We start from the raw sequence: 23,675 nt of genomic DNA, 5'->3' as shown, positions 1-23,675 counted from the left end.
ATGAGCCTATTTGGAGAACAGCTCGAGACGAGGCTGCAAAACGACGCGAAGGCGGTCGCGAGAAACGAGCGACAGCTCGGCGCCGCCCTGGGCGGAAGGCGCTCGTCGGCCACGGGCTCGAGGGTGTCCGCGGGCAGCGTCACCGAGCAGATGGACCTCATTGCCGGCTTCTTCCACATAGACGCGCCGGAGATCGCCGCAGAGGGCCGCGACGCCGACGAGGTGATCGCGGAGTACCTGCGCGTCACCAACATCGCCCAGAGGAGCGTGCTCCTGACCGGCCCCTGGTGGAAGGACGCCGACGGGCCGCTCCTCGCAAGGACCAAGGACGGCACGAGCGCCGTCGCCCTCTTCCCTGGTGCCCTGTCGGGGCTGTACTACGTGGACGGCGCCACGGGCAAGAGGACGCGCGTCACGAGGAAGAATGCGGGACAGTTCGGCGAGGAGGCGATCTGCTTCTACGAGCCCCTGCCCGCACGCCCGATGACGGGGCGCGAGTACTACCTGTTCATGCTGCGCCAAATCAGACCCGGAGACCTGGTCCTGTACTTCGTCGCCTCCGTCCTCATGTCGGTTGCCGGCATCGTCGCCACGACGGCCGTCAAGATCGCCTTCGACCGGATCATCCCCACGGGAACGATGACTCTGCTCATCTCGCTCTTCATCTTCCTGGTCGCGCTCGCCCTCGCGAACTTCCTCATGCGCTCGGCGCGATTCTCGCTCAACATGCGCATCCAGAACCGCCTCGACGTGTCGGCGGGCAGCAGCGTCATCCACCGCATCCTCAACCTCCCCGTCTGGTTCTTCGGGGAGAACACGGCCGGCGGCCTCTCGCAGAAGGTGCTCGCGCTGAGCACCCTTCCCAAGACGACCACTGACCTCCTCTTCGTGATCACCAACACGCTCGTCTCCGTGATCATGGCGCTTCCCATCATGTTCGTCGCGCCGGAGCTGCTTCCCGCCGAGCTCGGCGCCATCGCGCTCGTCATCGTCATCTACGCCGTCACCGTGATGCAGGAGCAGAAGCTGGCGTCACGCGAGCTCGCCAGCACCGAGAGGAACGGCGGCGTGGTGTTCGACCTCATCTCGGGCGCGCAGCGCTTGAAGCTCAGCGGCAGCGAGGACCGCGCATACGCACGCTGGCTCAGGGGCTATGCGGAGCAGGCCGGGACGACCTACAACACGAAGTTTCCCCTGTGCGCCCGCGCCCAGCTCATCACCATCTCCCGCCTGATCGGCATGCTCGCGGCCTTCTACCTCGCCTACCAGGGTCACGTCTCGGTGGCGAGCTTCGCGGCCTTCTCCACCTCCTACGGCATGGCAATGGGCTGTCTCAGCGCGGCCGCCCCGCGCTTCAAGTGGATCGCGCAGCTGGGGCCGTGCCTCAAGCAGGGGGAGCCGATCCTCCAGACGGCCCCGGAGTACGGCGAGGGAAAGGAACTGGTCTCGCAGCTCACGGGAAAGATCGAGCTCAACAACGTCACCTTCCGCTACGAGCAGGACAGCCCAGCAGTCCTCAACGACCTGTCACTCACCATCGAGCCGGGCGAGTACGTGGGCATCGTCGGCAGGAGCGGCTGTGGCAAGAGCTCGCTCGTGAAGGTTCTTCTCGGCTTCGAGACCCCGCAGGAGGGCACCGTCTCATACGACGGGCACGACACGGGCTCCACCAACCTGCGGACGCTTCGCAGCTGCATCGGCACGGTGCTGCAGGACGGCAAGCTGTTCGCGGGCGACATCTACTCCAACATCACCATCACCTCGCCCGGCCTCAGCGTCGAGCGCGCTTGGGACGCGGCGGAGAAGGTCGGCATGGCCGAGGACATCCGCCGCATGCCGATGGGCATGCACACCCTCATCTCCGAGGGCAGCGGCGGCATCTCCGGCGGCCAGAAGCAGCGCCTGATGATTGCGCGCGCGATCGTCGGGCGGCCAAAAATCCTCATCATGGACGAGGCCACGAGCGCGCTCGACAACCTGACGCAAAAGACCGTGACCGACTCGCTCGACGCGCTTGACTGCACGAGGATCGTCATCGCGCACCGCCTGTCCACCATCCGCTCGTGCGACCGCATCCTCGCCCTGGACAAGGGGCGCATCGTGGAGAGCGGCAGCTACGACGAGCTCATGGAGAGGAACGGCTTCTTCGCCGACCTCGTCAGGCGCCAGCAGATCGACGAGGCGTAGCCACCAAGAGGAGCGCGCCGCCATAGGCCCAACACGGCCCGGAAACGACGCGGACGCCGCTCTCGCACCCCTTCCCACGCACGCAAGAGGGGCGGGCCCGCCGGACTTCCGACGGACCCGCCCCCTCGCATGCGCAAATGGCCTTCCGCAGCGTCAGGCCTGACCGCGCCTCGCTAGTTGTCCCTTAGTTGTCCCTAGGAAGGTGCGCCGAGATGACCTCGACGACGTTGGAGAGCGGCATCGTCTGCAGGTAGATCGTGCCGGGGCCAGTAAGGACGGTGTTGAACAGGCCCTCGCCACCGAACATGACGTTCTTGGCACCCTGGATCTTCTCGACGCGAAGCTCGACGCCCTCGGTGAACCCGAGCACGTTACCCGTGTCGACGACCATCGACTGGCCCGCGGCGAGCTCATAGCGAACGAGCGAGCCATCGCACTCGACGAACACCATGCCCTGGCCGCTCAGGCGCTGCATGATGAAGCCCTCGCCGCCGAAGAACCCGCTGCCCAGCTTCTGGTTGAAGAAGGTCTCGATGGAGACGCCCATCTCCGAGGAGAGGAACGCCGTCTTCTGCGCGATGAAGTCCTGCCCCGGCTTGATCTCGATGGGCAGGATCTGTCCCGGGAAGCACGAACCGAAGGCGATCAGGCCGTCATCCTCCGCGGTGTAGACGTTCTGGAACATGCTCTCGCCCGAGAGCATGCGGCCGAACATCTTTCCGATGCCGCCACCACCGGTGTTGGTCTCCATCTTCATGACGGGGTCCATCCACACCATCGAGCCGCGCTCGGTCTTCATCTGCTCGCCGCGCTGCAGGTGACACACGACCGCGGGATATGGCTCGCCAACGATTTCGTACTTCATGGAGACTCCCTTCCGACCGCCTTGCCTGACATGACACACGAGCGACTATAACAGCCGAAACGAGGCTCCCCGACCCAATCGGGCGAACCCTACGGCCGCCGTCACGCATTCCAAGGCAAGCGACACCACCCGTCGCGCCGCGCGCACGAGCCGCGACCAAGGAATGTGCCAACGACCCCATAGGCCGAGAAGAGCCTACGCGGCGCAGTGGCAGATCGCCGGCACAGCCGCAAACTCCTACCCCGCAACGTCGTAGGGCGCCATACTACACAGGCCAAGCGGGCCCCTGTCCCTCACCTCGCAGTCGATCCCCACCGAGGAGAGCTCCTCGAGCAGCGCGTCAACGAGCCCGTCGGATGAGAAGTTCTGCGCGATCGCCAGGAAGAAGCCGTGGTTGATGCAGGTGACCTCGCAGACCACGTCCGTGACACCCGGCTCCGACAGCACGTAGAACTCCTCGACATAGGGGTCGAGGGGGCCGAAGGACCTGCCGCTCACGTAGGAGACCGACATGCTCCACCGCGGCGCGCTCATCGACTTTGCGATGGCCTCGAGCTTCACGTCCAAGGGGACCTGGGCGAGCCTCTCGGCGTTGGCCTTCCTCTGCCTCAGCGCCCAGAGGGAGTTCTCCGGCTGCGCCTGCGCGATGATCTGTCCGCGGGCGATGGTGCAGGCCCTCGCTAGGTCGTCCAGCGCCCGGTCACTCGCAAAGTCGAGCTCGACCACGCTTGCGAACAGGCGATAGTTGTCGTGGTTTCCCAGCATCGCCTTGTGGTCGATGGCGACCGCGACGCTGATGGTCTTGTCGCTTTCGGACTCGCTGCGTCTGGCCGCACGTGCCAGCATCACGGCCAGAAGCGCGTTCGGGCTCCCGTCGTTGTCACGGCAGAACCGCATCACCTGCGCCTCGGGCATCCTCACGTACGTGACGCGGGAGTCCGCCGCGGAGCCGTCGCTCGGTCGGAGGAAGTCGGTCGTGTGCTCCTTGACGTAGAGCGGCTCCTCCGCACCATCGATGTCGAGGCCCGCAAAGGGGTTTCCCACCTCGGACTCCGGAATCGCGTCGCCCGGCAGGCGGAAGCCCTCGCGGTCGAGGGAAACGTCGTACCTGCGCGACACGTAGAGCCACAGCGCGCTCTTGAAGTACGGGAGCAGCCCCGCCCCATCCGTGAGGGAGTGCGAGATCTCGAACGCGAGGCGTCTGCCCTCGTGCTTCCACGCGCCCAAGTGGAGGTTCGACTCCTTGGAGTTCAGGTCGATGGGCTCCCACGTCCCCCTCACCGTCATGGGAAGCGGATTGGCCTTGGGCACCAGGTCGTCGCCCTCGACGACGGCGCGAACGTAGAGGTACGGAAAGCGACGGCGCAGGTCATCCACGACGCCCGAGAGGATGTCATGGTCGACCTCGTCTCTCAGGGTGACGGACATGCCCATCGTGTTCGGGTGCTCGGGCGTAGACAGGTACAGCGTCGGCTCATAGAACTCTGCCATCCTCGACCCCCCTTCCGTGGCATCGGCTCATGCCTTGCGGCGCACGTGACCACCAGTCAGATTCGGCGAAAGCGCAAGCGCCACGAGAAGCGGCGCCTGGTAGACGAAGGGAACGATGTAGCGCGGCAGCGGGATCGGCCCGACCACGAGCGTGCCCCACTGCAGGAGGACCGCGAGGAGCACCGGGTAGGCCCAGCGCGCGCGACGGCGCAGAAGGGCGGCCGTGCACGCGAGCGGGATGAGCGTGACCCAGGCGTACTTGGCGAACAGCGGCGCAAGCACGTTGGCCACGTACAGGTAGATGCCATCAAGCGCAGCCGAGGCTCGCGAGATGGCCGGCGCGCGGAACATGCCGTCGAAGGTGGCGACGATCTCGTCGTAGGAGGCGTAGTCGCCAAACCAGTTCGCGAGCTGCACCTCGTGGCCCTTGGGCTCGGCGTCGGCCGGAGCGACGTTGTCGAGGTAGAACAGCAGGCTCTCCTCGCCCTCGCTCGAAAGGTCGAACCAGAGGATGGGCAGGTCGTTGGCCGCGCCCGCAAGCACGAAGGTGGCGGGGTGGCGCAGCGCGGCGCGCGCGTACCAGCCCAGGAACGCCGCACGGTCGGCGGCCGAGGCCGACTCCCTCCAATGGAGCTTGGTCGCGTCCGCGCGCGTGGGCACATAGGTTGCGGCCATGGCATCAAGGTCGTCGTAGACGGCAAGCAGCGTCTCGCGATCGGAGTCGTCCATCTCGTCGCCGTAGTTTCGCAGGTAGAGCGCAACCTGCTGCGACGGGATGGAGAACATCTCGCCCGACGGACCCTTTGCGATGCCGAGGGCCGGCAGCACGACGGAGCCCCACGCGACAAACGCCGCAAGCGCCACGGCCGCGGGCACGGCAGCGCGCCACCAGAGCCGGCGGCACCTGATCGCGAGCACCACGAACACGAGCGGGAAGATGTAGGCGCCCGTCTTCTTGGTGAGGGCGAGAAGAGCGAGCAGCGCCGCCAGGGCGACCATGCGCGACGGCGTGAGAGTGCGGCCCCGCGAGATCGCGACGTCGGAGACGGCCATCAGGAAGAGCACCCAGACCCAGGCGAAGAGCATGTCCTTTGCCATGGCCTGCGCGAAGAGCGCGATGGGCGGAAACAGCGCGAAGAAGAGCGTGGAGACGCGGCAGGCGGTCGGCGGCGTCGAGAGCCGCTCGCGCATGAAGGTGACGGCAAGCGAGAGGACGAGCGCCGTGATCGCCATCTGCCCCAGGCAGTAGAGCGCGAGCGGCACGGCGTGCGTGCCCACGAGGTCGCCCAGGTGCCAGACGCCGCCAAAGAGCAGCGTGTCGAAGGCCGGGTGATGGTCGCTGGCCGGTGCCATGCCGTAGGTCTGCAGAATCTGCCACTGCGTGTCGGGGTCGAGGTTGCCCGGGAAGCGCACGAGGAAGTAGGGCAGCCACGCGCAGAGGATCGCGGCCGCGCGGCGCCACGAGGCGGCGAGCGCGGCGCGCAGGAACGGCGCGGGCTTGGCGTCGGCGTCAGCCCCAGGCACGGCGTCGGGCACGGGGTCGCTCTTCTCGGCGGCGCGAGCGGCCGCGGCATCGGCGCGGTCGAACGCGAAGGCGAACGCGCGCTCGGCGAGCACGAGGAGGACGACGGCGCAGAGCGCGACCACGAGCATGCCCGCGAGGCCCTGGGTGGCGCCCGTGGCCTCGACGACGCGGTCGTTGGCGAGCGCGGCGAGCGCGAAGAAGGCCGACACGACGACCGCGCACCCCCACGACCAGGCCGAGTGGGCCGGGTTCGTGGCGAGCGCGCGGATGCGGGCGGCTAGGCCCGTCGCGGGGCTAGCGGGCGCGAGACTGGCGGGCGCGGCCATTACCACTCCATGGCGGGCATGACCTTGGTCACGCCCGGCACGTGCTCCTTGAGGATGCGCTCGATGCCCTCGCTCATGTCGTAGCTAGAGAGCGGGCAGCCGGCGCAGGCACCCTGCATCTCGAGGGTGACGACGCCCTCGTCGTCGACGTTGACGAGTGCGACGTCGCCGCCGTCGGCCTGGAGGCTCTGGCGGATGACGTCGAGGGTAGCCTCGAGCAGCTCGCGGTTGACGGGGGTCTTCTCGGTCTTTGCGTCGTTTTCGGCCATGTGAGGCACGTCCTTCCTTGCGGATGCGGCGGGCGGCGGGGCCGGCCCTGCCGGTTTGCTTGCGAAATCTTACGTCAGTCTACCCAAAGTCGCCCGCACGATGCGCGGCGCGGCGGTCGCGGGCTCGTGCTACGAGATCGCCATGAACAGGTGACCCGAGGTCGCGCCCTGCGCGCGGGCGGCAGGGCGATGCCCGGCGGCCACGGACTCGACGGCGCGGACCACGCGCTCGACGGCCTGGGCCGTCTCCTCCGCGGTGAGCAGCGTGCAGTCGGCCATGAGGCGCGTGACGCCCGCCGAGAGGAGCTCGCCCGCCTGGGGCGTGGCGTCGAGCGGGTGCGCGGCATAGATCCGGCTGCGGCCCTGGAGGTCGGTGCGCACGGGCATGAGGGCCCCGTTGTGGTCGCGCAGCGAGAGGCGACGGGCGCGCAGCGGGCAGCGGGCGCAGTCGTGGATGCAGCGGTCGGCCGTCTGCAGGACGCAGTGCTCGCTGGTCATGGCACGCGCGCGGCCGGAGACGACGAGGCCCACGGGGACCGAGGCGCGCGAGGCGAGGGCGCAGGCCTCCTCGAGCGTGAGCTCGCCGGAGAGCCAGACGCCAGCGACGCCCGCGCGCTCGAGCTCCACGAGGCAGCTCTCGTTGTGGATGGGGATGCAAGGCCTGACCTCGGGGTGGGCGCCGCGCTCGACGGCGAGCGCGAGCTCGGAGACGTTGCCAACGGCAACGGCGGCGCCGGGTGCGACGTGGCGGTCGAGGCGGTCGTGATCGCACTCGCGGCAGACCTCGTCGAGGGCGGGCACGAGCTCGACGCCCTCGGGCCAGGCCTTGCCCGCGCGCTCGGCCTCGGCCAGCACGTCGGAGGTGGCGTAGAGGCGAGTCGCCCCTGCGGCGTGCGCGGCCGCGGCGGTCTCGGGCGAGGCGACCAGGGCGCAGACCTCGGCGGCAGACGCGGCCTCGGACGCGGAGGTGGCGGCATGCGCGGGCTCGGCGATGCCGGCGGCGCTGCGGACGCCCTCGTTGGAGGCGGCGAGCGCGGCGTCGTCGGGCACGGGGGCGAGGCCCTCGGCGCGGACGTCTGCCGAGGACGGCGCCAGGATCTTCTCCTCCAGCAGGCGGCAGGCCTCGGCGCGCACCTTGTGCACCGCCGAGAAACCCATGCCGCAGCCCTCGTCGAGCTCGACGTCGATCGAGGCGGGCTCGAAGGGCGTGGTGCCCATGCGGCCCACGTGCTCGCGCAGGTCGTCGGCCGTGACGGAGCGGGTGCGGGCGGCCTCGACGACGAAGCCCTCGGCGCGGGCGACGACAGTACCGCGGCGGGCGTCGTCGGCCTCGAGCTCGACGGCGAAGGGCTCGCCGAGGCGCGAGGTCACGCGCACGCGGACGGCACGGCGCGGGGCGTCCTCCCCCTTCGCGGCGCGGGCGCCGGCGTCCATGGCGCGCTGCGAGCGGATGACGCGCACCGGTGAGCCGGCCTCCATGGGACGCTTGGCCAGGCAGGTGATGACATGGCCGGCGTCGGCGTCGGCCTCGGCGTGCACGGTGAGGAACTGCGACGGGTCGTCGACGGGGCGGATCTCGAGCAGGTCGCCGGCGCCGACGGGGTGCTCGAGCTCGATGTCGACCTCGGCGCGCGTGATGGTGCGGAAGCGGTCGCGGCCGCCGGCGCGGCCGCCGCGCTTGACCTTGGAGCTGCCCAGGTCGCGGCTCGCGAGCACCTGGCCCACGAGCTCGCCGCGGTTGTTGGAGCGCTCGTAGCTCATCATGTCGTTGTCGGAGCGGTGGTCGAGGTAGCTGTTCGTGAAGTCGCGGTTGAAGGCGCGGCGCAGCAGCTCGCGGCGGCGCTCCTGTGCGCCCTCGTCGGGCGTGCGCTCGGCCTCGAGGTCGTCGAGGACGCCGCGGTAGGCGCTCACGACGGAGTGCACGTAGTCGGGGGCCTTCATGCGGCCCTCGATCTTGAGCGAGCCGAGGCCAGCCTCGGCCAGGCGACGGACGTCGTCGAAGGTGTTGAAGTCCTTGGGGCAGAGGGGACGGTCCCACCCAGGCGGCGCGATCCTCTCGCCCGCCTCGTCCACGAGGTCGTAGGTCAGGCGGCAGGGCTGCGCGCAGAGGCCGCGGTTGGCCGAGCGGCTGCCCGCGAGCGCGCTCATCTGGCAGACGCCGGAGTAGCAGAAGCAGAGCGCGCCATGGCCGAAGCCCTCGAGCTCGACGCCCTCCTCGGCGATGCGGGCGATCTCTGCGACGGAGAGCTCGCGCGAGAGCGTCACGCGGTCGACGCCGAGCTCGCGGCACCACGCCACGCCGCGCGCGTCATGCACGTTGGCCTGCGTGGAGACGTGGCACTCGATCTCGGGCCAGAGCCTGCGCACCTCGGCGAGCAGGCCCCAGTCCTGGATGATGAAGGCGTCGGCGCCGAGCAGCCACGCGCGCCGCACGAGTGCGAGCGCGGCCGGCATCTCGTCGGTGCGGATGACGACGTTCTCGGTCACGTAGACGCGCGCGCCGGCCAGGTGGGCGGCGCGGCAGGCCGCCGCGAAGGTCTCGTCGTCGAAGTTGCGCGCGCCGCGGCGGGCGTTGAAGTCCGTCCCCAGGCCGCAGTAGATGGCGTCTGCCCCGGCCGCGAGCGCGGCGTTGAAGGGGTCGGGGCCACCGGCCGGCGCCAGCAGCTCGGGCGCGCGGTGGGTCGCCCTGAAGGGCGCCACCCTCTCGGAGCGCTCGGCCATGGCCTAGACCAGCCTCGCCCAGCGCTTCTTGCCGGACTGGACGGTGGTTCCCGCCGAGAAGAGCGCGGGGTCGACGTTGTAGCTCTTCGGGGCCACGGCCTCGCCGTTGACCTTGACGCCGCCGCCGTCGATGAGGCGACGACCCTCGCCGGCCGACTTGCAGATCTCGAGGTCGGCCAGGAGCTTGGCCAGGTAGACCTTGCCCTCGTCGTTGGTGGTGACGAGGCTCATCGGGAACTCCTTGACGTCGTCGGGCACCTCGTTCTTTTTGAACTGGGCGTCGAAGGCGGCCTCGGCCGCGACGCCCGCGCCCTCGCCGTGGTAGAGGTCCACGATGTTGCGGGCCAGCTGGCGCTTGAGCTTATAGGGGTCTGCGCTGCCGTCCTCGAAGGCGGCGTCGATGGCGTCGACCTCGTCGACCGGAAGGGTCGAGCAGAGGCGGAAGTACATGGGGACGATCTCGTCGGCGATCGACATGATCTTGCCGTACATGTCGTTGGGGGCGTCGGTGAGGCCCACGTAGTTGCCGTAGGACTTGGACATCTTCTTGTGGCCGTCGAGACCCACGAGCAGGGGCACCGTGAGGGCGACCTGGGGCTCCATCCCCTTGGCGCGCATGAGGTCGCGGCCGGCGAGGAGGTTGAAGATCTGGTCGTTGCCGCCCATCTCGAGGTCGGCCTCGATCACCACGGAGTCATAGGCCTGCAGCACCGGGTAGATGAACTCGTGCAGGCTGATGGACAGGCCGTTGGTGTAGCGGTTGTGGAAGTCCTCGCGCTCGAGGATGCGGGCCACGTTGAACTGGCTCATGAGCTCGAGCATCTTGGAGAGGTCGAGGGGCTTGAGCCACTCGCCGTTGTGGACGATCGTGGTCTTCTCGGGGTCGAGGACCTTCATGGCCTGCTCGACGTAGGTCTTGGCGTTGGCCTCGACCTGCTCCTCGGTGAGGGGCGGTCGGGTGCTGTCGCGGCCCGACGGGTCGCCGATGAGCGCGGTGCCGTTGCCGATGATGAGCGTGACGCGGTGCCCCAGGTCCTGGAACTGGCGCATCTTGCGCAGCGGCACGGCATGGCCGAGGTGCAGGTCGGGGCTCGTGGGGTCGACGCCGAGCTTGATGTTGAGGGGCACGCCCTTCTCGAGCTTCTTCTTGAGCTCCTCGAGGGGGACCACCTGCATGGTTCCGGAAAGGATCACCTTGAGCTGTTCGTCAACGGAAAGCACGTCATTCCTCCAAGTTCAAAGGGTCTGCCCGCATGTCCTGGGTGCGGCGGGCGTGAAGTCACATGCGTTACAGAATAGCGCAGGCAGGCCGCGTTCGCGTCCTCTACACGCACAAACAACGGCGCCCACACGTTCGTCCGACGCGCAAGTTATAGAGATGTGCGCCATACGCCGCCGCCAGACGGCGGCGGGCAGGCTGGCTGCGCTATCCTTGGGGAGTTGAATTGCACATCAGGCACCTCGTACGGAGGACTCATGACTGAGAACAGTGGCACGAACATCAAGATCTTCGTCTCGTCGCACAAGGGTGGGGTGAAGTTCCCCGACAGCGAGCTGGTCTGCCCCATCGAGGTGGGCGCCGCCCTGCACAAGAGCAAGGTCGAGGGCATCCTGCACGACGACGAGGGCGACAACATCTCCGAGAAGAACCCCCGCTACTGCGAGCTGACCGCCCAGTACTGGGCCTGGAAGAACGCCGACGCCGGCTACTATGGCTTCATGCACTACCGCCGCTACTTCTCGTTCAACCAGGGCGAGCAGTTCGAGACCAACCACTTCGGCGACGTGCTCATGGCCGCCAACGACGACAAGGCCATGCAGCTCATCGGCTACGGCGACGACGAGAAGATCGCCTCGCTCATCAGCCAGTACGACCTCATCGTGCCGCAGAAGGGCTCCTTCGTGGACAACTCCACGATCGGCGACGCCTACGCGAACGCCTGGGAGCAGCGCAAGGAGGACCTCGACTGCGTGCTCGAGATCATCGACGAGCGCCACCCCGAGTTCTCCCAGCCCGTGCGCGACTACCTCAACCAGACCGAGGGCTACTACTGCAACATGTTCATCATGCGCAAGGAGCTCTTCCAGGACTACTCCGCGTGGCTCTTCGACATCCTCGAGGAGCACGAGCGCAGGCGCGGCGCGGCCCTCGACGAGTACGACGTCACCACCAACCGCGTGAGCGGCTACCTCGCCGAGCGCCTCTGCGGCGCCTACCTCACGTGGCTGATCGACCAGGGCCACTCCTACACCACCCTGCAGCGCACGCTCTTCGGCGACGTCGACGGCGTCGAGACGCTCAAGCCGGCGTTTTCCGACAGCGCCAGCGAGCCCGTCGCCGTGGTCTTCTCGGCGAACGACTACTACACGCCCTACCTGGGGACGCTCCTCAAGTCGGTCGTGGACAACGCCTCCGACGACCGCAACTACGACCTGATCGTCCTGCACGAGGACTTCTCGGCGCGCAACATGGCTCTTCTCCGCGACCTTGTCGTGCGCGACAACGTGAGCCTGCGCTTCCTCAAGGTCACCGCCGCGATGCGCGAGTACCAGAGCAAGCTGTTCCTGCGCGGCCACTTCAAGCTCGAGACGTACTTCCGCCTCCTGCTGCCGCAGCTGCTGCCGGACTACCATAAGGTCCTCTACCTCGACGCCGACATGGTCAACCTGCACGACGTGGCCGACCTCTACGACGCCGACGTTAAGGACGTGCTGGTCGCCGCCGTGCGCGACGCCGACACCGCGGGCCTCTACAGCGGTGCGCCGCACAGCGGCACCAAGATGCCCAAGAAGGAGTACATGGACACGGTCCTCAAGATCGACAAGCCCTACGACTACTTCCAGGCCGGCGTCATCCTCTTCAACCTCGACGCGTGGCGCGACACCTACACGCCCGACGAGATCTTCGCGTTCGCCTCGTCCTACGACTGGCAGCTGCTCGACCAGGACGTCCTCAACTACCTCTGCCAGCACCGCGTGAAGTTCGTCGACATGGCGTGGAACGTCGTGATCGACTGGAGGGGCATCCGCATCAACGACATCATCAAGCGCGCCCCGCGCTGGATCTATGAGGCGTACATGGAGTCGCGCAAGGACCCCTACGTCATCCACTTCGCCGGCCCCGACAAGCCCTGGGTCAACCCGGAGAGCGACCTGGCCACGCACTTCTGGAAGTACTGCCGCCTGACGCCGTTCTACGAGACCGCGCTGCAGCGCATGGCCATCTCGATCGCGACCGCCGACGAGGGCAAGCCCGCCGCCATGCGCGCGAAGGAGTTCATCTACCGCAGGGTCGCCGTGCCGGCCGTGCACAAGATCCTCCCCGAGGGCAGTAAGGGCCTCGAGCTTGCGCGCTACCACTACCGCAAGATCCACCCGCGCCGCCACGAGGACTAGCGCCGGATCCAACCCCGCGATGTGACAGCGGCCCCACCTTGGTGGGGCCGCTTCTTGTGTGCGACGGATGCGATCCAGACGACGTCGCCGGCCAAGCGGGCCTGCAAACAAAGACGAACCCCGAGGGCGACCATGCCCCCGAGGCCCGTCCCATCTCACCGCCGAGGCGGTGGCTCTTCTCCCCTACCTCAGCCTGAACTGGGCGTCCCACTGGCTGAAGCAGTCGTTGATCGAGGGGTCGCCCATGGCGAAGCGCTCGCCATGGCGGCCGGCCAGGTGCGCATACTCCTGCAGGAAGCGGACCTGGTGGCGCCTGTCGGTCGCCTCGCGCCCGCGAGACGAGAACTCCTTGTGGTGCAGCTCGGCCCACGGCGTGTAGGTCACCTCGTAGCCGGCGTCGCGTGCGCGCAGGCAGAAGTCGCCGTCGTTGAAGGCCACGGCCAGCTCCTCGTCGTAGCCGCCGAGCTCCTCGAAGACCGAGCGGCGCACCATCTGGCAGGCGCCCGTCACCATGGTCGCGTCGTGCGGAAGGGCGACGTTATAGTCATGGTCGAGCAGGTCGGCCGGCGTAGTCTCCCCCATGTGCATGAAGTAGCCGTTGGGGTTGTGCGCCATGCCCGCGTGCTGCGTGAGCCCGTCGGGGAACACCAGCTTGGCGCCCACGACGGCCACGTCCTCGCGCTGCGCCAGCGCGGCGACCATCTCGTCGATCCAGCCGGGCGCGATGACGTCGGTGTCGTTGTTGAGGAACAGCAGCAGTTCGCCGGTCGCCTCGCGCGCGCCGTGGTTCACGATCGCCGAGTAGTTGAACGCGACGTCGCCGGTCGGCTCCCACGTGGTCACGCGCACGCGCGCGTCGGCGGCGCACACCTCGTCGTAGTAGGCGAAGGTCGCCTCGTCCTCGCTGTTGTTCTCGACGACGACGACCTCGAAGTCAGGGTAGGTCGTCTTCTCCAGGATCGACTCGAGGCACGGCCTCAGAAGCTCCAGGTGGTCCTTGTTTGGGATGATCACGCTCACGCGCGGCGCCTTGCCGAGAAGAGCGTAGCGCACGCGCCAGGTGCCGGCTGCGGGACCGGGCTCCACCGTGGCGGCTGCGCCCATGCGCTCGAGGTGACCCTCGAGCGCATGCTTCTGCGCCTCGAGCTCGTCGGCGTCGAACGTATGCGCGGGAACATGCGCGAGCACGCGGCACACGTGGTCGATGCCGCCGGTGAGCTCGAAGGCCCTCAGGTGGCGCCAGTAGGCGCGCGCTGCGTCAAGGTCCTCGGGCAGCGCGCCCATCTCGTCCACCAGGCGCCTGCTCATGAGCGAGAGGCTCCCCAGATAGTCGTATGCACGGAGCTTGCCCAGGTTCGGCCCGCACTTCAGCTGCGGCCTCAACAGGTGCCCACCCTCGAGCACGTCCTCGTCGCAGTACGCGAGGTCGACCCTCTCGCCCGCGTCGACCAGCTGCGCCAGGCACTCGAGCGCGTCAGGCTCCAGCACCACGCCGTCGTCCAAGAAGCACACGTAGTCGCCCGTGGCCTTCTCAAGCGCGGCCTGCTCGAGGGCAGACACGCTCGCGCATCCCTCGCGCACGAGAAGCCTCAGGCGGTCCTCCCCCTCGCTCACGGAGTCACCCTCAGCCGTGCTCAGCACGCCACGCGCGCCGGCGATGGCGACCTCGCGCGCGACGCTCGGCTCATGGTCGCCCACGATCAGCAGCTCCCACCTCGCGTAGGTCTGCGCCGACAGCGACGCGACCGTCTCACGCGACACCTCCGAGGTCGTCGCAAGCACCACGCTGATCTTCGGCGCAAGGCTCACGCTGTCGCGGCGCTCGACGGCGCGCGCGGGCGCGACGCGCTCCTGCATGAGCCAGCCCTCGTAGCACCACGAGTCCGCGGCCCCCGCCGGATAGCGCCCAAAGTCGCGCCAGAACTCGCCCAGGTCCTTGGGCATGATGACCTTGAAGTCGGCGTTCACGTCATCCGCGCCCAACGACGTGGCGAAGTAGAAGTACTCGACGTCGGCCGGCAGGCGCATCGAGAAGGTCACCTCGCGCACCGTGTCGGAATCGGTCCCGTCGGGAACCACCTGGTCCTCGAGCACCATGAACTCGCTCGAGATCTCGCGCGCGCCCATGTCGCACGCCACGATCCTCGGCGACACGAACTCGCACGGATTCGCGAAGCGCACGTGCACGCGCCACACCACGTCACCGGCACCCATGCGCCACGCGCCACTCACGACTAGGGGCGACGCCGCCGAGGGACGCCTGCGCTCGATCCCGCGCATGAAGCCCGCAAGCTCTGGCTTGCGCCTGGTCAAAAGCCTCGATGCCACCTTCGACGGCATCACGTGGAACGGGATGTCGAGAAGAGCCTGGCCTTGCTCGCCACGCGCGAACACGCTGAGGTCGACGTCGCAGTCCACGAGGGGAAACACTGCGACCCACGTGCGCTCACCGGCGACGGGCAGCGTCTCACGGCAGCCGTCGCAGACGAGCTTGCAGGGGATGGCGCGACCGTCCGCGGTGTGGGCGCGCACCACCGGGGTGAGCGAGGTGTCCATGCTCGAGAGGAGCGCGTAGCCATGGCCTTCTCCCCTGCACATGCCAACGAGGTTGATGCGTCCCATCCCATGCTCCCATCAAAAATGGCAAGCCCCTCTCGTCGAGCCCAAGCCCACAACGTGGCATCGGGCGCGGCCGAGAGGGGGATGCTGTGTTATCTACCTACTGATGCGTGTTCCAAACCCTACTGGCCCTGCTTGGCGTACTTGGCCTCGGTGGCCTCCTTGACGGGACGCCACCAGTCCTCGTTGTCGCGGTACCACTGGATGGTCTGGTCGAGGCCCTCCGAGAAGTCGGTGTGGGTCGGCTGCCAACCGAGCTCCTCGACGAGCTTGGTGTTGTCGATCGCGTAGCGGCGGTCGTGGCCGGGGCGGTCGCGCACCCAGTCGAAGGCGTCGGCCGGCTGGCCCATGCGCTCGAGGATCGCACGCAGGACGTCGATGTTGTTCCTCTCGCCGTTCGCTCCGATGAGGTAGGTCTCCCCCATGCGGCCCTTGGTCAGGATGTCCCAGACGCCGCTGGAGTGGTCCTCGGTGTGGATCCAGTCGCGGACGTTCTTGCCGTCGCCGTAGAGCTTGGGACGGATGCCGCAGATGACATTGGTGATCTGGCGCGGGATGAACTTCTCGACGTGCTGGTAGGGACCGTAGTTGTTCGAGCAGTTGGAGATCGTGGTGCGCAGGCCGTAGGTGCGCGTCCACGCACGGACGAGCAGGTCGGAGCTGGCCTTGGTGGAGCTGTAGGGCGAGCTGGGCTTGTAGGGGTCGTCCGGGCGGAACTTGCGCGGCTCGTCGAGGGCGAGGTCGCCGTAGACCTCGTCGGTGCTCACGTGGTGGTAGCGGATGCCGTACTTGCGCGTGGCCTCGAGCAGGCGGTAGGTACCCACCACGTTGGTCTGCACGAACGGGTCGGGGTTGGCGATCGAGTTGTCGTTGTGGGACTCAGCCGCGTAGTGGACGATCGCGTCGTGGCCGGGGACGATGCGGTCGAGGAGCTCCGCGTCGCAGATGTCGCCGACGACGAGCTCGACGCGGTCGGCGGGAAGGCCCTCGATGTTCTTCGGGTTGCCGGCGTAGGTGAGCTTGTCGAGCACGGTCACGTGCACGTCGGGGTGGTTGTTGACGACGTAGTGCACGAAGTTGCTGCCGATGAAGCCGCAGCCGCCCGTGACGATGATGTTCTTGAACTCCTCGGCCATGCGAGGTCCCCCTTCTCTCGGTGGGTGATGGTCAACTGTTATCGCGGAAGGGTCTCCAGGTACTCCGCGAGCTCGTCCTCCCAGTCGCGCGGCGAGAAGCCGGCCTTCTCGAGGCGGTCGAGCGAGAGCGTGGAGTAATGCGGGCGCGGGGCGATGGGGCCCTCGGCGTTCGCGTAGTACTCCTCGGTCGTGACGGGCTTGACCGCGTCGGAGTTGCCGTTGCGCGCGGCGAAGACGTCGGCGGCGATGTCGGCCCAGGACTTCGTGGCGCCGGAGCCCGTGAGGTCGTAGGTACCGAAGGGAGCGGGCTCGACCGCCATGGTCTGGCCCTCGCGGTAGCCCAGCAGGTGGAAGATGGCCTTGGCCATCTCGTCGGTGAAGGTGAGGCGGCCGAGCTGGTCGCTCACAACCGTGATCTGATCGAGGCCGTCAGAGGGGTCGGCCACGCGGTCGGAGAGGGCCGCCATGGTCTTGACGAAGTTCTTGCCGTCGCCGATGACCCAGCTGGAGCGGCAGATGAAGTGCCTGGGGCAGCCCGCGACCGCGAGGTCGCCGGCGGCCTTGGACTGGCCGTAGACGGAGAGCGGCGCCAGCGGCTCGTCCTCGTCGTGCAGCTCGCGGGTGCCGTCGAAGACGTAGTCGGACGAGACGTGCACGAGGGTGATGCCGTGCTCCGCGCAGGTGCGCGCCATGAGGGCGGGGCCGGTCGCGTTGGCGGACCAGCAGATGGTGCGACCCTCGGGCGTCTCGGCGCGATCGACCGCGGTGTAGGCGCCGCAGTTGATGACCGTTCCGTAGAGGTCCCAGTCGTACTTCTCGTAGTCAGCGGGCTTCGAGAGGTCGAAGGTGTCGATGTCGCAGTAGTCGAACGAGGAGGAGAGGCCGCTCTTCTCGGCCAGGGCACGCACGGCACGGCCGAGCTGGCCGTTGCAGCCGGTCACGAGGGTGCGGCGCGGGGCCATGGGCTTCACGTCGGCGAGCATGGGGTGGGCCTGGTCGGCCTCGGAGAGCTCGCATTCGGCAAGCGGGATCGGCCAGTCGATGGCGAGGTCGGGGTCGGCGAGGTTCACGAAGGTGTAGGTCTTCTTGAGCTCGGCGGACCAGTGAGCGTTGACCAGGTAGTTGTAGACGGTGCCGTCCTCGAGCGCCTGGAAGGAGTTGCCGACGCCGCGCGGGACGAAGATGGCCTTGGAGGGGTCGAGGATGCAGGTGAACACCTTGCCGAAGGTGGCGCTGCCCTCGCGCAGGTCGACCCAGGCGCCGAAGACGGAGCCGGTGACGACGGAGATGAACTTGTCCCAGGGCTCGGCGTGGATGCCGCGGGTGACGCCGCGCTCGGCGTTGAAGCTCACGTTGTTCTGGACGATGCGCAGGTCGGGAATGCCGAGGCCGACCATCTTGGCGCGCTGCCAGTTCTCCTTGAACCAGCCGCGGGAGTCGCCGTGGACGGTGAGGTCGAGGACCTTGAGGCCGGCGATGCCGGTCTCCTGGACAGAAAGCTGCTTCGAGAATTCCATTACCTTACTCCTCGCCATCCCTGCTCGGCGCAATGCCGCCCTCGGCGACAGTCCTGAGGTGCTTGCCGTAGTCGCTCTTGCCATAGCGCTCGGCGCACTCGAGCAGGCGCTCGCGGGAGACCCAGCCGTTCTCGAAGGCAATCTCCTCGGGCACGGAGACGGGCAGGTCCTGGGCCTGCTCGACGGTCTTGACGAACTGGCTAGCCTCGAAGAGGGACTCCATGGTGCCGGTGTCGAGCCATGCGAAGCCACGACCGAGGGTCATGACGTCGAGGGTGCCGTCCTCGAGGTACATGCGGTTGAGGTCGGTGATCTCGTACTCGCCGCGAGCGGAGGGCTCGACCTTGGCGGCGAGCTCGCAGACGCGGGAGTCGTAGAAGTACAGGCCGGTGACGGCGTAGTTGCTCTTGGGCTCGGCGGGCTTCTCCTCGATGGAGACGGCGTTGTAGTCCTTGTCGAACTCCACGACGCCGAAGCGCTCGGGGTCGTCGACGCGGTAGCCGAACACCGTGGCGCGGCCGTTCTCGGCGGCGCGCACCGCGTGGCGCAGGCGCTTGGAGAGGCCGTTGCCGTAGAAGATGTTGTCGCCGAGGACGAGGGCGCAGGGCTCGCCGGCGCAGAAGTCGGCGCCGATCACGAAGGCCTGGGCGAGTCCGTTGGGCTCGGGCTGCTCGGCGTAGGAGAGGCTCACGCCGAAGTCGGAGCCGTCGCCGAGGAGGTGCTTGAAGTTGGGGAGGTCCTTCGGCGTCGAGATGATGAGGATGTCACGGATGCCCGCCAGCATGAGAGTGGACAGCGGGTAGTAGACCATCGGCTTGTCGTACACGGGAAGAAGCTGCTTACTCGTTACCGTGGTGAGAGGGTACAGGCGCGTACCGGATCCACCAGCAAGGATAATTCCCTTCACGCTCGTCTCCTTTGGCGAAGTGATGTCAGAAACACAGTCTTTTATAGTCTAGCAGGCCTGCGCGGGTGCACAAAAAACGCTCTTTGCGAACACGCGGACGGCGGCACGGGAAGGCGGGCCGAGACCCTCTGCGGCCGCGAAACGAAACGGCCTCGGGGCGCGGTCGCGCCCCCGAGGCCGTCTGGCACCCAAGCGACTTACTCGACGGGGGTGCTGAAGTAGCCGAAGTAGCGATTGCGGACGCCGGCGTTGGGCGTGTAGTAGGGGTCGCTCCCCACGAACGCCTCCGCATGGCGCGACATGAGCAGTCCTCCCTCGCGCACGTCCGCCAGGCGGCTCGCGACGTCGGAGCGACGGGCCGGCCGGTTGGCAAGCGTGACGATGACGTTGTTCTGCTGGAGCGCGGGGCGTCCCTTGGCGGCAAGGCCGAGGCAGAGCGAGACGTCGAAGGTGCGTGGCAGGTCCTCGGCAAGGCCCTCGGCCGCGTCCCCGCGGCGGAGCAGCATACACGAAGCGGAGACCGCGCTCGCACGGTGCGGCAGCACGTTGTACTCGTAGTAGCCATCCGCGCGGGAGGGGTAGCCCTCAAAGACGCAGCGCGCGGGACGACCGTCGCCGACGAGGTAGCCGGCGCAGGCGATCGAGCGATCGAGGTGCTCGACCTTGGCACCGGCGCAACCCGATCCGGCGAGCGCAACGGGACCCACGAGCTCATCGAGCCAGTCGCCCCCCTCGAAGGCACAGGCGTTCTCGTCGAGAAGGAGCACGTACTCCCCCGTCGCGCGCTCGATCGCGCGGTTGAGCAGGGCAGGCACGTTGTTCGCGACAGACGGCGCACTCGAGGCGAGGCCGTCGACTACGACGAGCGTGCGACCGCTCCCCATGGCGCCGTCGAGGCGCGCCCGCTCATCCGCGGTGAGCGTGCCCGAGACGACGACCTCGAGGTTGGGCCAGTCGGTGCTCGAGATGAGCGCCTCGACGCAGGCGACGAGGTTGGGGTTGCCGTCGGAGTGGGCGATGCAGGCCGAGACGCGGCTCTTCTCGGCGAAGTCGTAGACGAGGTCGCAGCGCATGGGGCGGCGGCGCTCCATGGCGGCGGTCGCGGGGACGCCGAGACGGTCGAGGTGGGCCTGGACGGCGCGGCGCTCGGCCTCGAGCGCGTAGGACTTCTGGCCGACGCCCTCGGAGCCGGCCGTGGAGCCGGCGTGCATGCGCCAGTGGTAGAGGACGCGCGGGACGTGGCGGACGGCGTGGGCGTGGTCTCCGATGAGCAGGGTCATGTTGTGGTCCTGCGCGCCGTCGAACTCGCGGCCGGGCAGGCCGGTCTCGGCCGTGACGGCAAGCAGGGTCTCGCGGCGGACGCAGAGGAAGTGCGTGACGTAGTTCTCAAAGCAGAGCAGGTCGGGGTCCCAGTCGGGCTTGTAGAAGGGACCGATGCGGCGGCCGTCGAGCAGGTGGTCCTCGTCGCAGTAGATGAGGTCGACGTCGGGCGTCTCGAGCGCGGCGCGGGCGTAGAGCCAGAGGGCGTCGGGCTCGATTGTGTCGTCGTGGTCGAGGAAGCAGAGGAAGTCGCCCGTGGCCGCGCGGATGCCGGCGTTGGTGTTCTCGGTGATGCCGAGGTTGGCGTCGAGGTCGATGCGACGGACGCGGGAGTCGCGCGCGCAGGCGGCGTCGACGGCGGCGGAGAGCTCCGCGTTCTCGGGGCTCGCGTTCACGAGCAGGAGCTCGAGGTCGGGATAGGCCTGGTCAAGCACCGAGTCGAGCATCTCGGCGAAGAAGTCGGGCGGCGTGTTGTAGAGGGGCACGATGACCGAGAAGAGCGGGCGCTCGGGCATGAGGGGCAGGGCGGCGCGCATCTGGGCGAGGCGGCGCGTGCGATCCGCGTCCTCATGCTCGGTGCGGCGCTCGTACTCGTCGGTCTCGGCCGCGGATCGATAGCGAACCGCAGTCTCCTCGCGCAGGCGCTCGGCCTCGAAGGGCTCGAGCGTCTCGAAGGCGCCCCACTCCGGGAAGCCCTCGAGGCGGACCCACACGATAAGGCCCTCGCAGCTCCGGGAGAGCCTGGTGGAGAAGCGAAGACGGCGCAAGAGCGAGCCCGTGGGGACCCCGTTGGGAAGCGGGTTCGCGCCGGTAACGCCCTCCGCCGAGAAGAGCACGTCATCAAGATGGGCACAGGCCACGCTGATTGAGTCGCCCGAGATTGCCAGTACGTCGACGGAGATGGGTGCGAGCGCAATGGCCTCGTCGCGCACGCACAGCTCGACGGTTCCGCGGAGAAGCTCTTCTCCGCCGTCTCGAAGGAGCTCGTCGACGGAGAGGCGCACGCCCGAGGCACCGAGTTTGCGGTCTGCGTTTCGGATGGCCTCGGCGACGGGGTCCTTGCGCAGGGTGTTGATCGACGAGCTGATCTTGGACCGATAGCGGCCAAGGACCTTCCGCCCGCCGCCCATGACGCAGCCATCTGCGTCGAAGGCGTCGACGAGCAGTGTCTGGTCGCCCTCGACGACGGAGACGAAGGCGACCCAGGACTCATCGTCGATCCGCAGACAAGACGCGGGCAGAGAGCGGCCGCCCTCCCCCTTCGACGAGACGCCGATGCGGCTCGCGCCGGGAGCGCCCACGAGCACGAACACCTTGCCGCCGCCACGCGTGACCTTGCCGAACGTGACGCTCACGCGGTTGCTCATAGGAAAGCCCTCCCATAGCCCGGGCCGTAGTAGCCGAAGGCGTCGAAGATTTCAGAATAGTAGCGGCTCGGGGCGCAGGCCACCTGGGGCCAGCGGGACCTGAGGACGGCGCGGTCGCGCACGAGGTTGAGCCTGTCGGTCCCGGCCGAGGCCGGGACGCCGGTCGTGGAGGCGTCGAGCGCCGCGTCCCAGACGGGGAGGCGCAGGTCCTCGCGGACGGCATCCACCTCGACGAGGGCCATGGGCACCTCGACGCTCTCGAGGCCGCGGTCGCGCGCGGCGAGGCTCAGGCCGACGGACCAGAAGCCGCCGAGGTCGGCGTCGAGCCCCAGCTCGAGCAGGAGCTCGCGGCGAATCACGACGAAGTGACCGGAGACGGCGTCCACCTCGTGCGGGAAGATCTCGAACCCGCGGGACTGGTGGTCGCCCTCGGGCATGGCGCGGTCGACGAGGACCGGTCCCTCGTCGCTGAAGGCATAGGCGCCGCCGCACTTGGTCCCGTCCGGAAGGACGGCCTTGCCGCTCGTGAGGCCGACCTCGTCCCTCTCGGCGACGACGAGGAGGCGGCTCAGCAGGTCGGACACATGCGGACGCGGCCTCAGGGCGTCCGAGAGGATCACGAAGTCGGACTCGCTCGAGCGCGCCGTGTCGAGGGCGGCCCCGATGCGCTCGCAGCGGTCTCCCAGGTTCCTGAGATCGACGACGTCGCCGATGCCGGCGAGTTCCCACGGTGCGCCGACAGAGGCATCAGCCCCCTCCCCCATGAGGACGAGCGTGCAGCTGGGGAGCCCCGCGTCGTCGTTCATGAGCGAGACGTAGCAGTGGGCCATCATCGGGACGTTCTCGACGTGCGCACGGACCCCGATGCGGTCCAGATGCTCCTGGATCGCACGGCGACCTGCCTCGAGCGACTCGGGCTTGGCCTGGCTGTTGCCCGCCGTGGAGGTCTCGCTCACGCGCCAGTGGTAGAGCATCTTGCGCGCGTGGAAGGTGTGGCGCAGGTGCTCGGAGGCGACGAGCCCCAGGCGGTGGTCCTGCGCGCCGTCGTAGACGCGCGTGGGAGTCGGCAGGCTGCGCAGCAGCTCGCGGCGGACCGTGAGCATGTGACAGACGTAGTTGTTCGTCTCGAGCAGCTGGAGCGAGAAGTCCGGCTTGAACGTGGGGAAGAAGTAGCGACCGTCCTCGAGCTTGTCCTCGTCGCAGTAGAGCAGGTCGATCTTGGGGTCGGCCCCGATGGCGGTGGCATAGTGGAAGAGCAGGTCGGGCTCGATGATGTCGTCGTGGTCGAAGAAGCAGACGAAGTCGCCCTTCGCCACGTCGATGCCCGCGTTGGTGTTCTCGGTGATGCCGAGGTTGCTCTCGAGCTCGACCACGCGCACGCGCTCGTCGGCGGCCGCAAGGTCGCTCACGGCGCGGGCGAGCGCGACGTCCGCCGGCGTGGAGTTCACGAGCACGAGCTCGAGGTTGTCGTAGGTCTGACAGAGAACGGAGTCGGCCATCTCGAGGAAGAAGTCGAGCGGCGTGTGGTAGAGGGGCACGATGATCGAGAAGAGCGGGCGCGTCGGCAGCGAGGCGGCCGCAAGGCGCTGGTCGGCCAGCTCCGCGACGCTCGTGCGCTGGGCGCGAAACCATGCGTCGTAGTTGGCGGCGGGCTCGATGGCGAGGCGGTGCCAGCCGAACTCCTCGCGCAGGCGGTGCAGCTCGTCGCCGTCGAGCGAGAGCTCGAGGGAGTGCTCGCCGCAGGTCACGGCGACGCACAGGGCGTCCTGCTCGCGGCCGATCTCGATCGAGACCCAGGCGTCGCGCCAGCGCACACCGAGGGCGGCATCCGGCGTGACGGTGGAGCCGAGGGTGAGGCCGTCGCTCCTCTCGCCCGTCGAAGGGTCAACACCAAGGGAGGCGATGGGCTCGTCTGTGCGCTCGTCGCCGCGCAAGGGAAAGCGCACCCCCAGCTGGATACGGTCGGTCGCGACCGCAGTCGCGAGTACGCGCGCACCCGTGAGCGTCATGTCTTCTGTCACGTTCTTCT

Annotated in this window: 14 protein-coding genes; 2 read left to right on the top strand and 12 right to left on the bottom strand. The window is 68.2% G+C overall.

Going from position 1 to position 23,675, the window contains the following annotated elements:
- The gene (locus tag M5D76_RS04575) at positions 1 to 2,187 is read left to right on the top strand and encodes an ATP-binding cassette domain-containing protein (protein WP_248922201.1); all 2,187 of its coding nucleotides are present in this window, start codon (positions 1 to 3) and stop codon (positions 2,185 to 2,187) included.
- 184 nt (positions 2,188 to 2,371) lie between these two features.
- Here M5D76_RS04575 and M5D76_RS04570 read toward each other — a convergent pair whose 3' ends face one another.
- The 6 genes from M5D76_RS04570 to tyrS all read right to left on the bottom strand — a co-directional run bounded on the left by M5D76_RS04570 (position 2,372) and on the right by tyrS (position 10,605).
- Entirely contained in the window at positions 2,372 to 3,052 is a 681-nt protein-coding gene (locus tag M5D76_RS04570; RefSeq protein WP_248922200.1) for a TIGR00266 family protein, read from the bottom strand.
- Between the two features lie 237 nt (positions 3,053 to 3,289).
- Positions 3,290 to 4,543 carry a hypothetical protein gene (locus tag M5D76_RS04565; protein ID WP_248922199.1) on the bottom strand — a complete coding sequence of 418 codons (1,254 nt, stop codon included), beginning with the start codon at positions 4,541 to 4,543 and terminating at the stop codon, positions 3,290 to 3,292.
- Positions 4,544 to 4,570: 27 nt separating this feature from the next.
- On the bottom strand, positions 4,571 to 6,394 hold the full coding sequence (locus tag M5D76_RS04560; protein ID WP_248922198.1) for a DUF6020 family protein: 1,824 nt from the start codon (positions 6,392 to 6,394) through the stop codon (positions 4,571 to 4,573).
- The gene (locus M5D76_RS04555; protein ID WP_248922197.1) at positions 6,394 to 6,663 is read right to left on the bottom strand and encodes a NifU family protein; all 270 of its coding nucleotides are present in this window, start codon (positions 6,661 to 6,663) and stop codon (positions 6,394 to 6,396) included. Before M5D76_RS04555 ends, M5D76_RS04560 begins: the two co-directional genes overlap by 1 nt.
- Positions 6,664 to 6,792: 129 nt before the next feature.
- Positions 6,793 to 9,384, bottom strand: a complete 2,592-nt coding sequence (locus M5D76_RS04550) for a U32 family peptidase (protein ID WP_248922196.1) — start codon at positions 9,382 to 9,384, stop codon at positions 6,793 to 6,795.
- 3 nt (positions 9,385 to 9,387) lie between these two features.
- Complete coding sequence (tyrS, locus tag M5D76_RS04545; RefSeq protein WP_248922195.1) at positions 9,388 to 10,605, bottom strand: tyrosine--tRNA ligase; 1,218 nt, start codon at positions 10,603 to 10,605, stop codon at positions 9,388 to 9,390.
- 255 nt (positions 10,606 to 10,860) lie between these two features.
- On the opposite strand from tyrS, the gene M5D76_RS04540 reads away from it, so the two are divergent.
- The gene (locus M5D76_RS04540; protein ID WP_248922194.1) at positions 10,861 to 12,780 is read left to right on the top strand and encodes a DUF4422 domain-containing protein; all 1,920 of its coding nucleotides are present in this window, start codon (positions 10,861 to 10,863) and stop codon (positions 12,778 to 12,780) included.
- Between the two features lie 183 nt (positions 12,781 to 12,963).
- On the opposite strand, the gene M5D76_RS04535 is transcribed toward M5D76_RS04540, so the two are convergent.
- From M5D76_RS04535 to M5D76_RS04510, 6 genes are all read right to left on the bottom strand, one after another.
- Positions 12,964 to 15,402: a glycosyltransferase family 2 protein gene (locus M5D76_RS04535; RefSeq protein ID WP_248922193.1), complete on the bottom strand. Its 2,439-nt coding sequence runs from the start codon at positions 15,400 to 15,402 to the stop codon at positions 12,964 to 12,966.
- Between the two features lie 119 nt (positions 15,403 to 15,521).
- On the bottom strand, positions 15,522 to 16,535 hold the full coding sequence (gene rfbB / locus M5D76_RS04530; RefSeq protein WP_248922192.1) for a dTDP-glucose 4,6-dehydratase: 1,014 nt from the start codon (positions 16,533 to 16,535) through the stop codon (positions 15,522 to 15,524).
- A gap of 38 nt (positions 16,536 to 16,573) precedes the next feature.
- Entirely contained in the window at positions 16,574 to 18,052 is a 1,479-nt protein-coding gene (locus M5D76_RS04525) for a sugar nucleotide-binding protein (protein ID WP_248922191.1), read from the bottom strand.
- Between the two features lie 4 nt (positions 18,053 to 18,056).
- A complete protein-coding gene (gene rfbA / locus M5D76_RS04520; RefSeq protein WP_248922190.1) occupies positions 18,057 to 18,959 on the bottom strand; it encodes a glucose-1-phosphate thymidylyltransferase RfbA in 903 nt (300 codons plus the stop codon).
- A 197-nt stretch (positions 18,960 to 19,156) separates the two neighbouring features.
- Positions 19,157 to 21,646, bottom strand: coding sequence for a glycosyltransferase family 2 protein (locus M5D76_RS04515; protein WP_248922189.1), 2,490 nt, complete (start codon positions 21,644 to 21,646; stop codon positions 19,157 to 19,159).
- Positions 21,643 to 23,667, bottom strand: coding sequence for a glycosyltransferase (locus tag M5D76_RS04510; protein ID WP_248922188.1), 2,025 nt, complete (start codon positions 23,665 to 23,667; stop codon positions 21,643 to 21,645). The genes M5D76_RS04515 and M5D76_RS04510 overlap by 4 nt, the downstream gene beginning before the upstream one ends.
- Positions 23,668 to 23,675 lie beyond the last annotated feature (8 nt).

Source organism: Olsenella intestinalis, assembly GCF_023276655.1.
GTDB lineage: Bacteria > Actinomycetota > Coriobacteriia > Coriobacteriales > Atopobiaceae > Olsenella_J > Olsenella_J intestinalis.
Note: the sequence above shows the minus strand (reverse complement) of the source record. Positions and strands in the feature narration are given on the sequence as shown.

What these genes read in the sequence shown, in the direction of transcription:
- M5D76_RS04575 (WP_248922201.1), top strand. Translation starts at nt 1, where the DNA reads ATGAGCCTATTTGGAGAACAGCTCGAGACGAGGCTGCAAAACGACGCG.
- M5D76_RS04570 (WP_248922200.1), bottom strand. Translation starts at nt 3,052, where the DNA reads ATGAAGTACGAAATCGTTGGCGAGCCATATCCCGCGGTCGTGTGTCAC.
- M5D76_RS04565 (WP_248922199.1), bottom strand. Translation starts at nt 4,543, where the DNA reads ATGGCAGAGTTCTATGAGCCGACGCTGTACCTGTCTACGCCCGAGCAC.
- M5D76_RS04560 (WP_248922198.1), bottom strand. Translation starts at nt 6,394, where the DNA reads ATGGCCGCGCCCGCCAGTCTCGCGCCCGCTAGCCCCGCGACGGGCCTA.
- M5D76_RS04555 (WP_248922197.1), bottom strand. Translation starts at nt 6,663, where the DNA reads ATGGCCGAAAACGACGCAAAGACCGAGAAGACCCCCGTCAACCGCGAG.
- M5D76_RS04550 (WP_248922196.1), bottom strand. Translation starts at nt 9,384, where the DNA reads ATGGCCGAGCGCTCCGAGAGGGTGGCGCCCTTCAGGGCGACCCACCGC.
- M5D76_RS04540 (WP_248922194.1), top strand. Translation starts at nt 10,861, where the DNA reads ATGACTGAGAACAGTGGCACGAACATCAAGATCTTCGTCTCGTCGCAC.
- M5D76_RS04535 (WP_248922193.1), bottom strand. Translation starts at nt 15,402, where the DNA reads ATGGGACGCATCAACCTCGTTGGCATGTGCAGGGGAGAAGGCCATGGC.
- rfbB (WP_248922192.1), bottom strand. Translation starts at nt 16,535, where the DNA reads ATGGCCGAGGAGTTCAAGAACATCATCGTCACGGGCGGCTGCGGCTTC.
- M5D76_RS04525 (WP_248922191.1), bottom strand. Translation starts at nt 18,052, where the DNA reads ATGGAATTCTCGAAGCAGCTTTCTGTCCAGGAGACCGGCATCGCCGGC.
- M5D76_RS04515 (WP_248922189.1), bottom strand. Translation starts at nt 21,646, where the DNA reads ATGAGCAACCGCGTGAGCGTCACGTTCGGCAAGGTCACGCGTGGCGGC.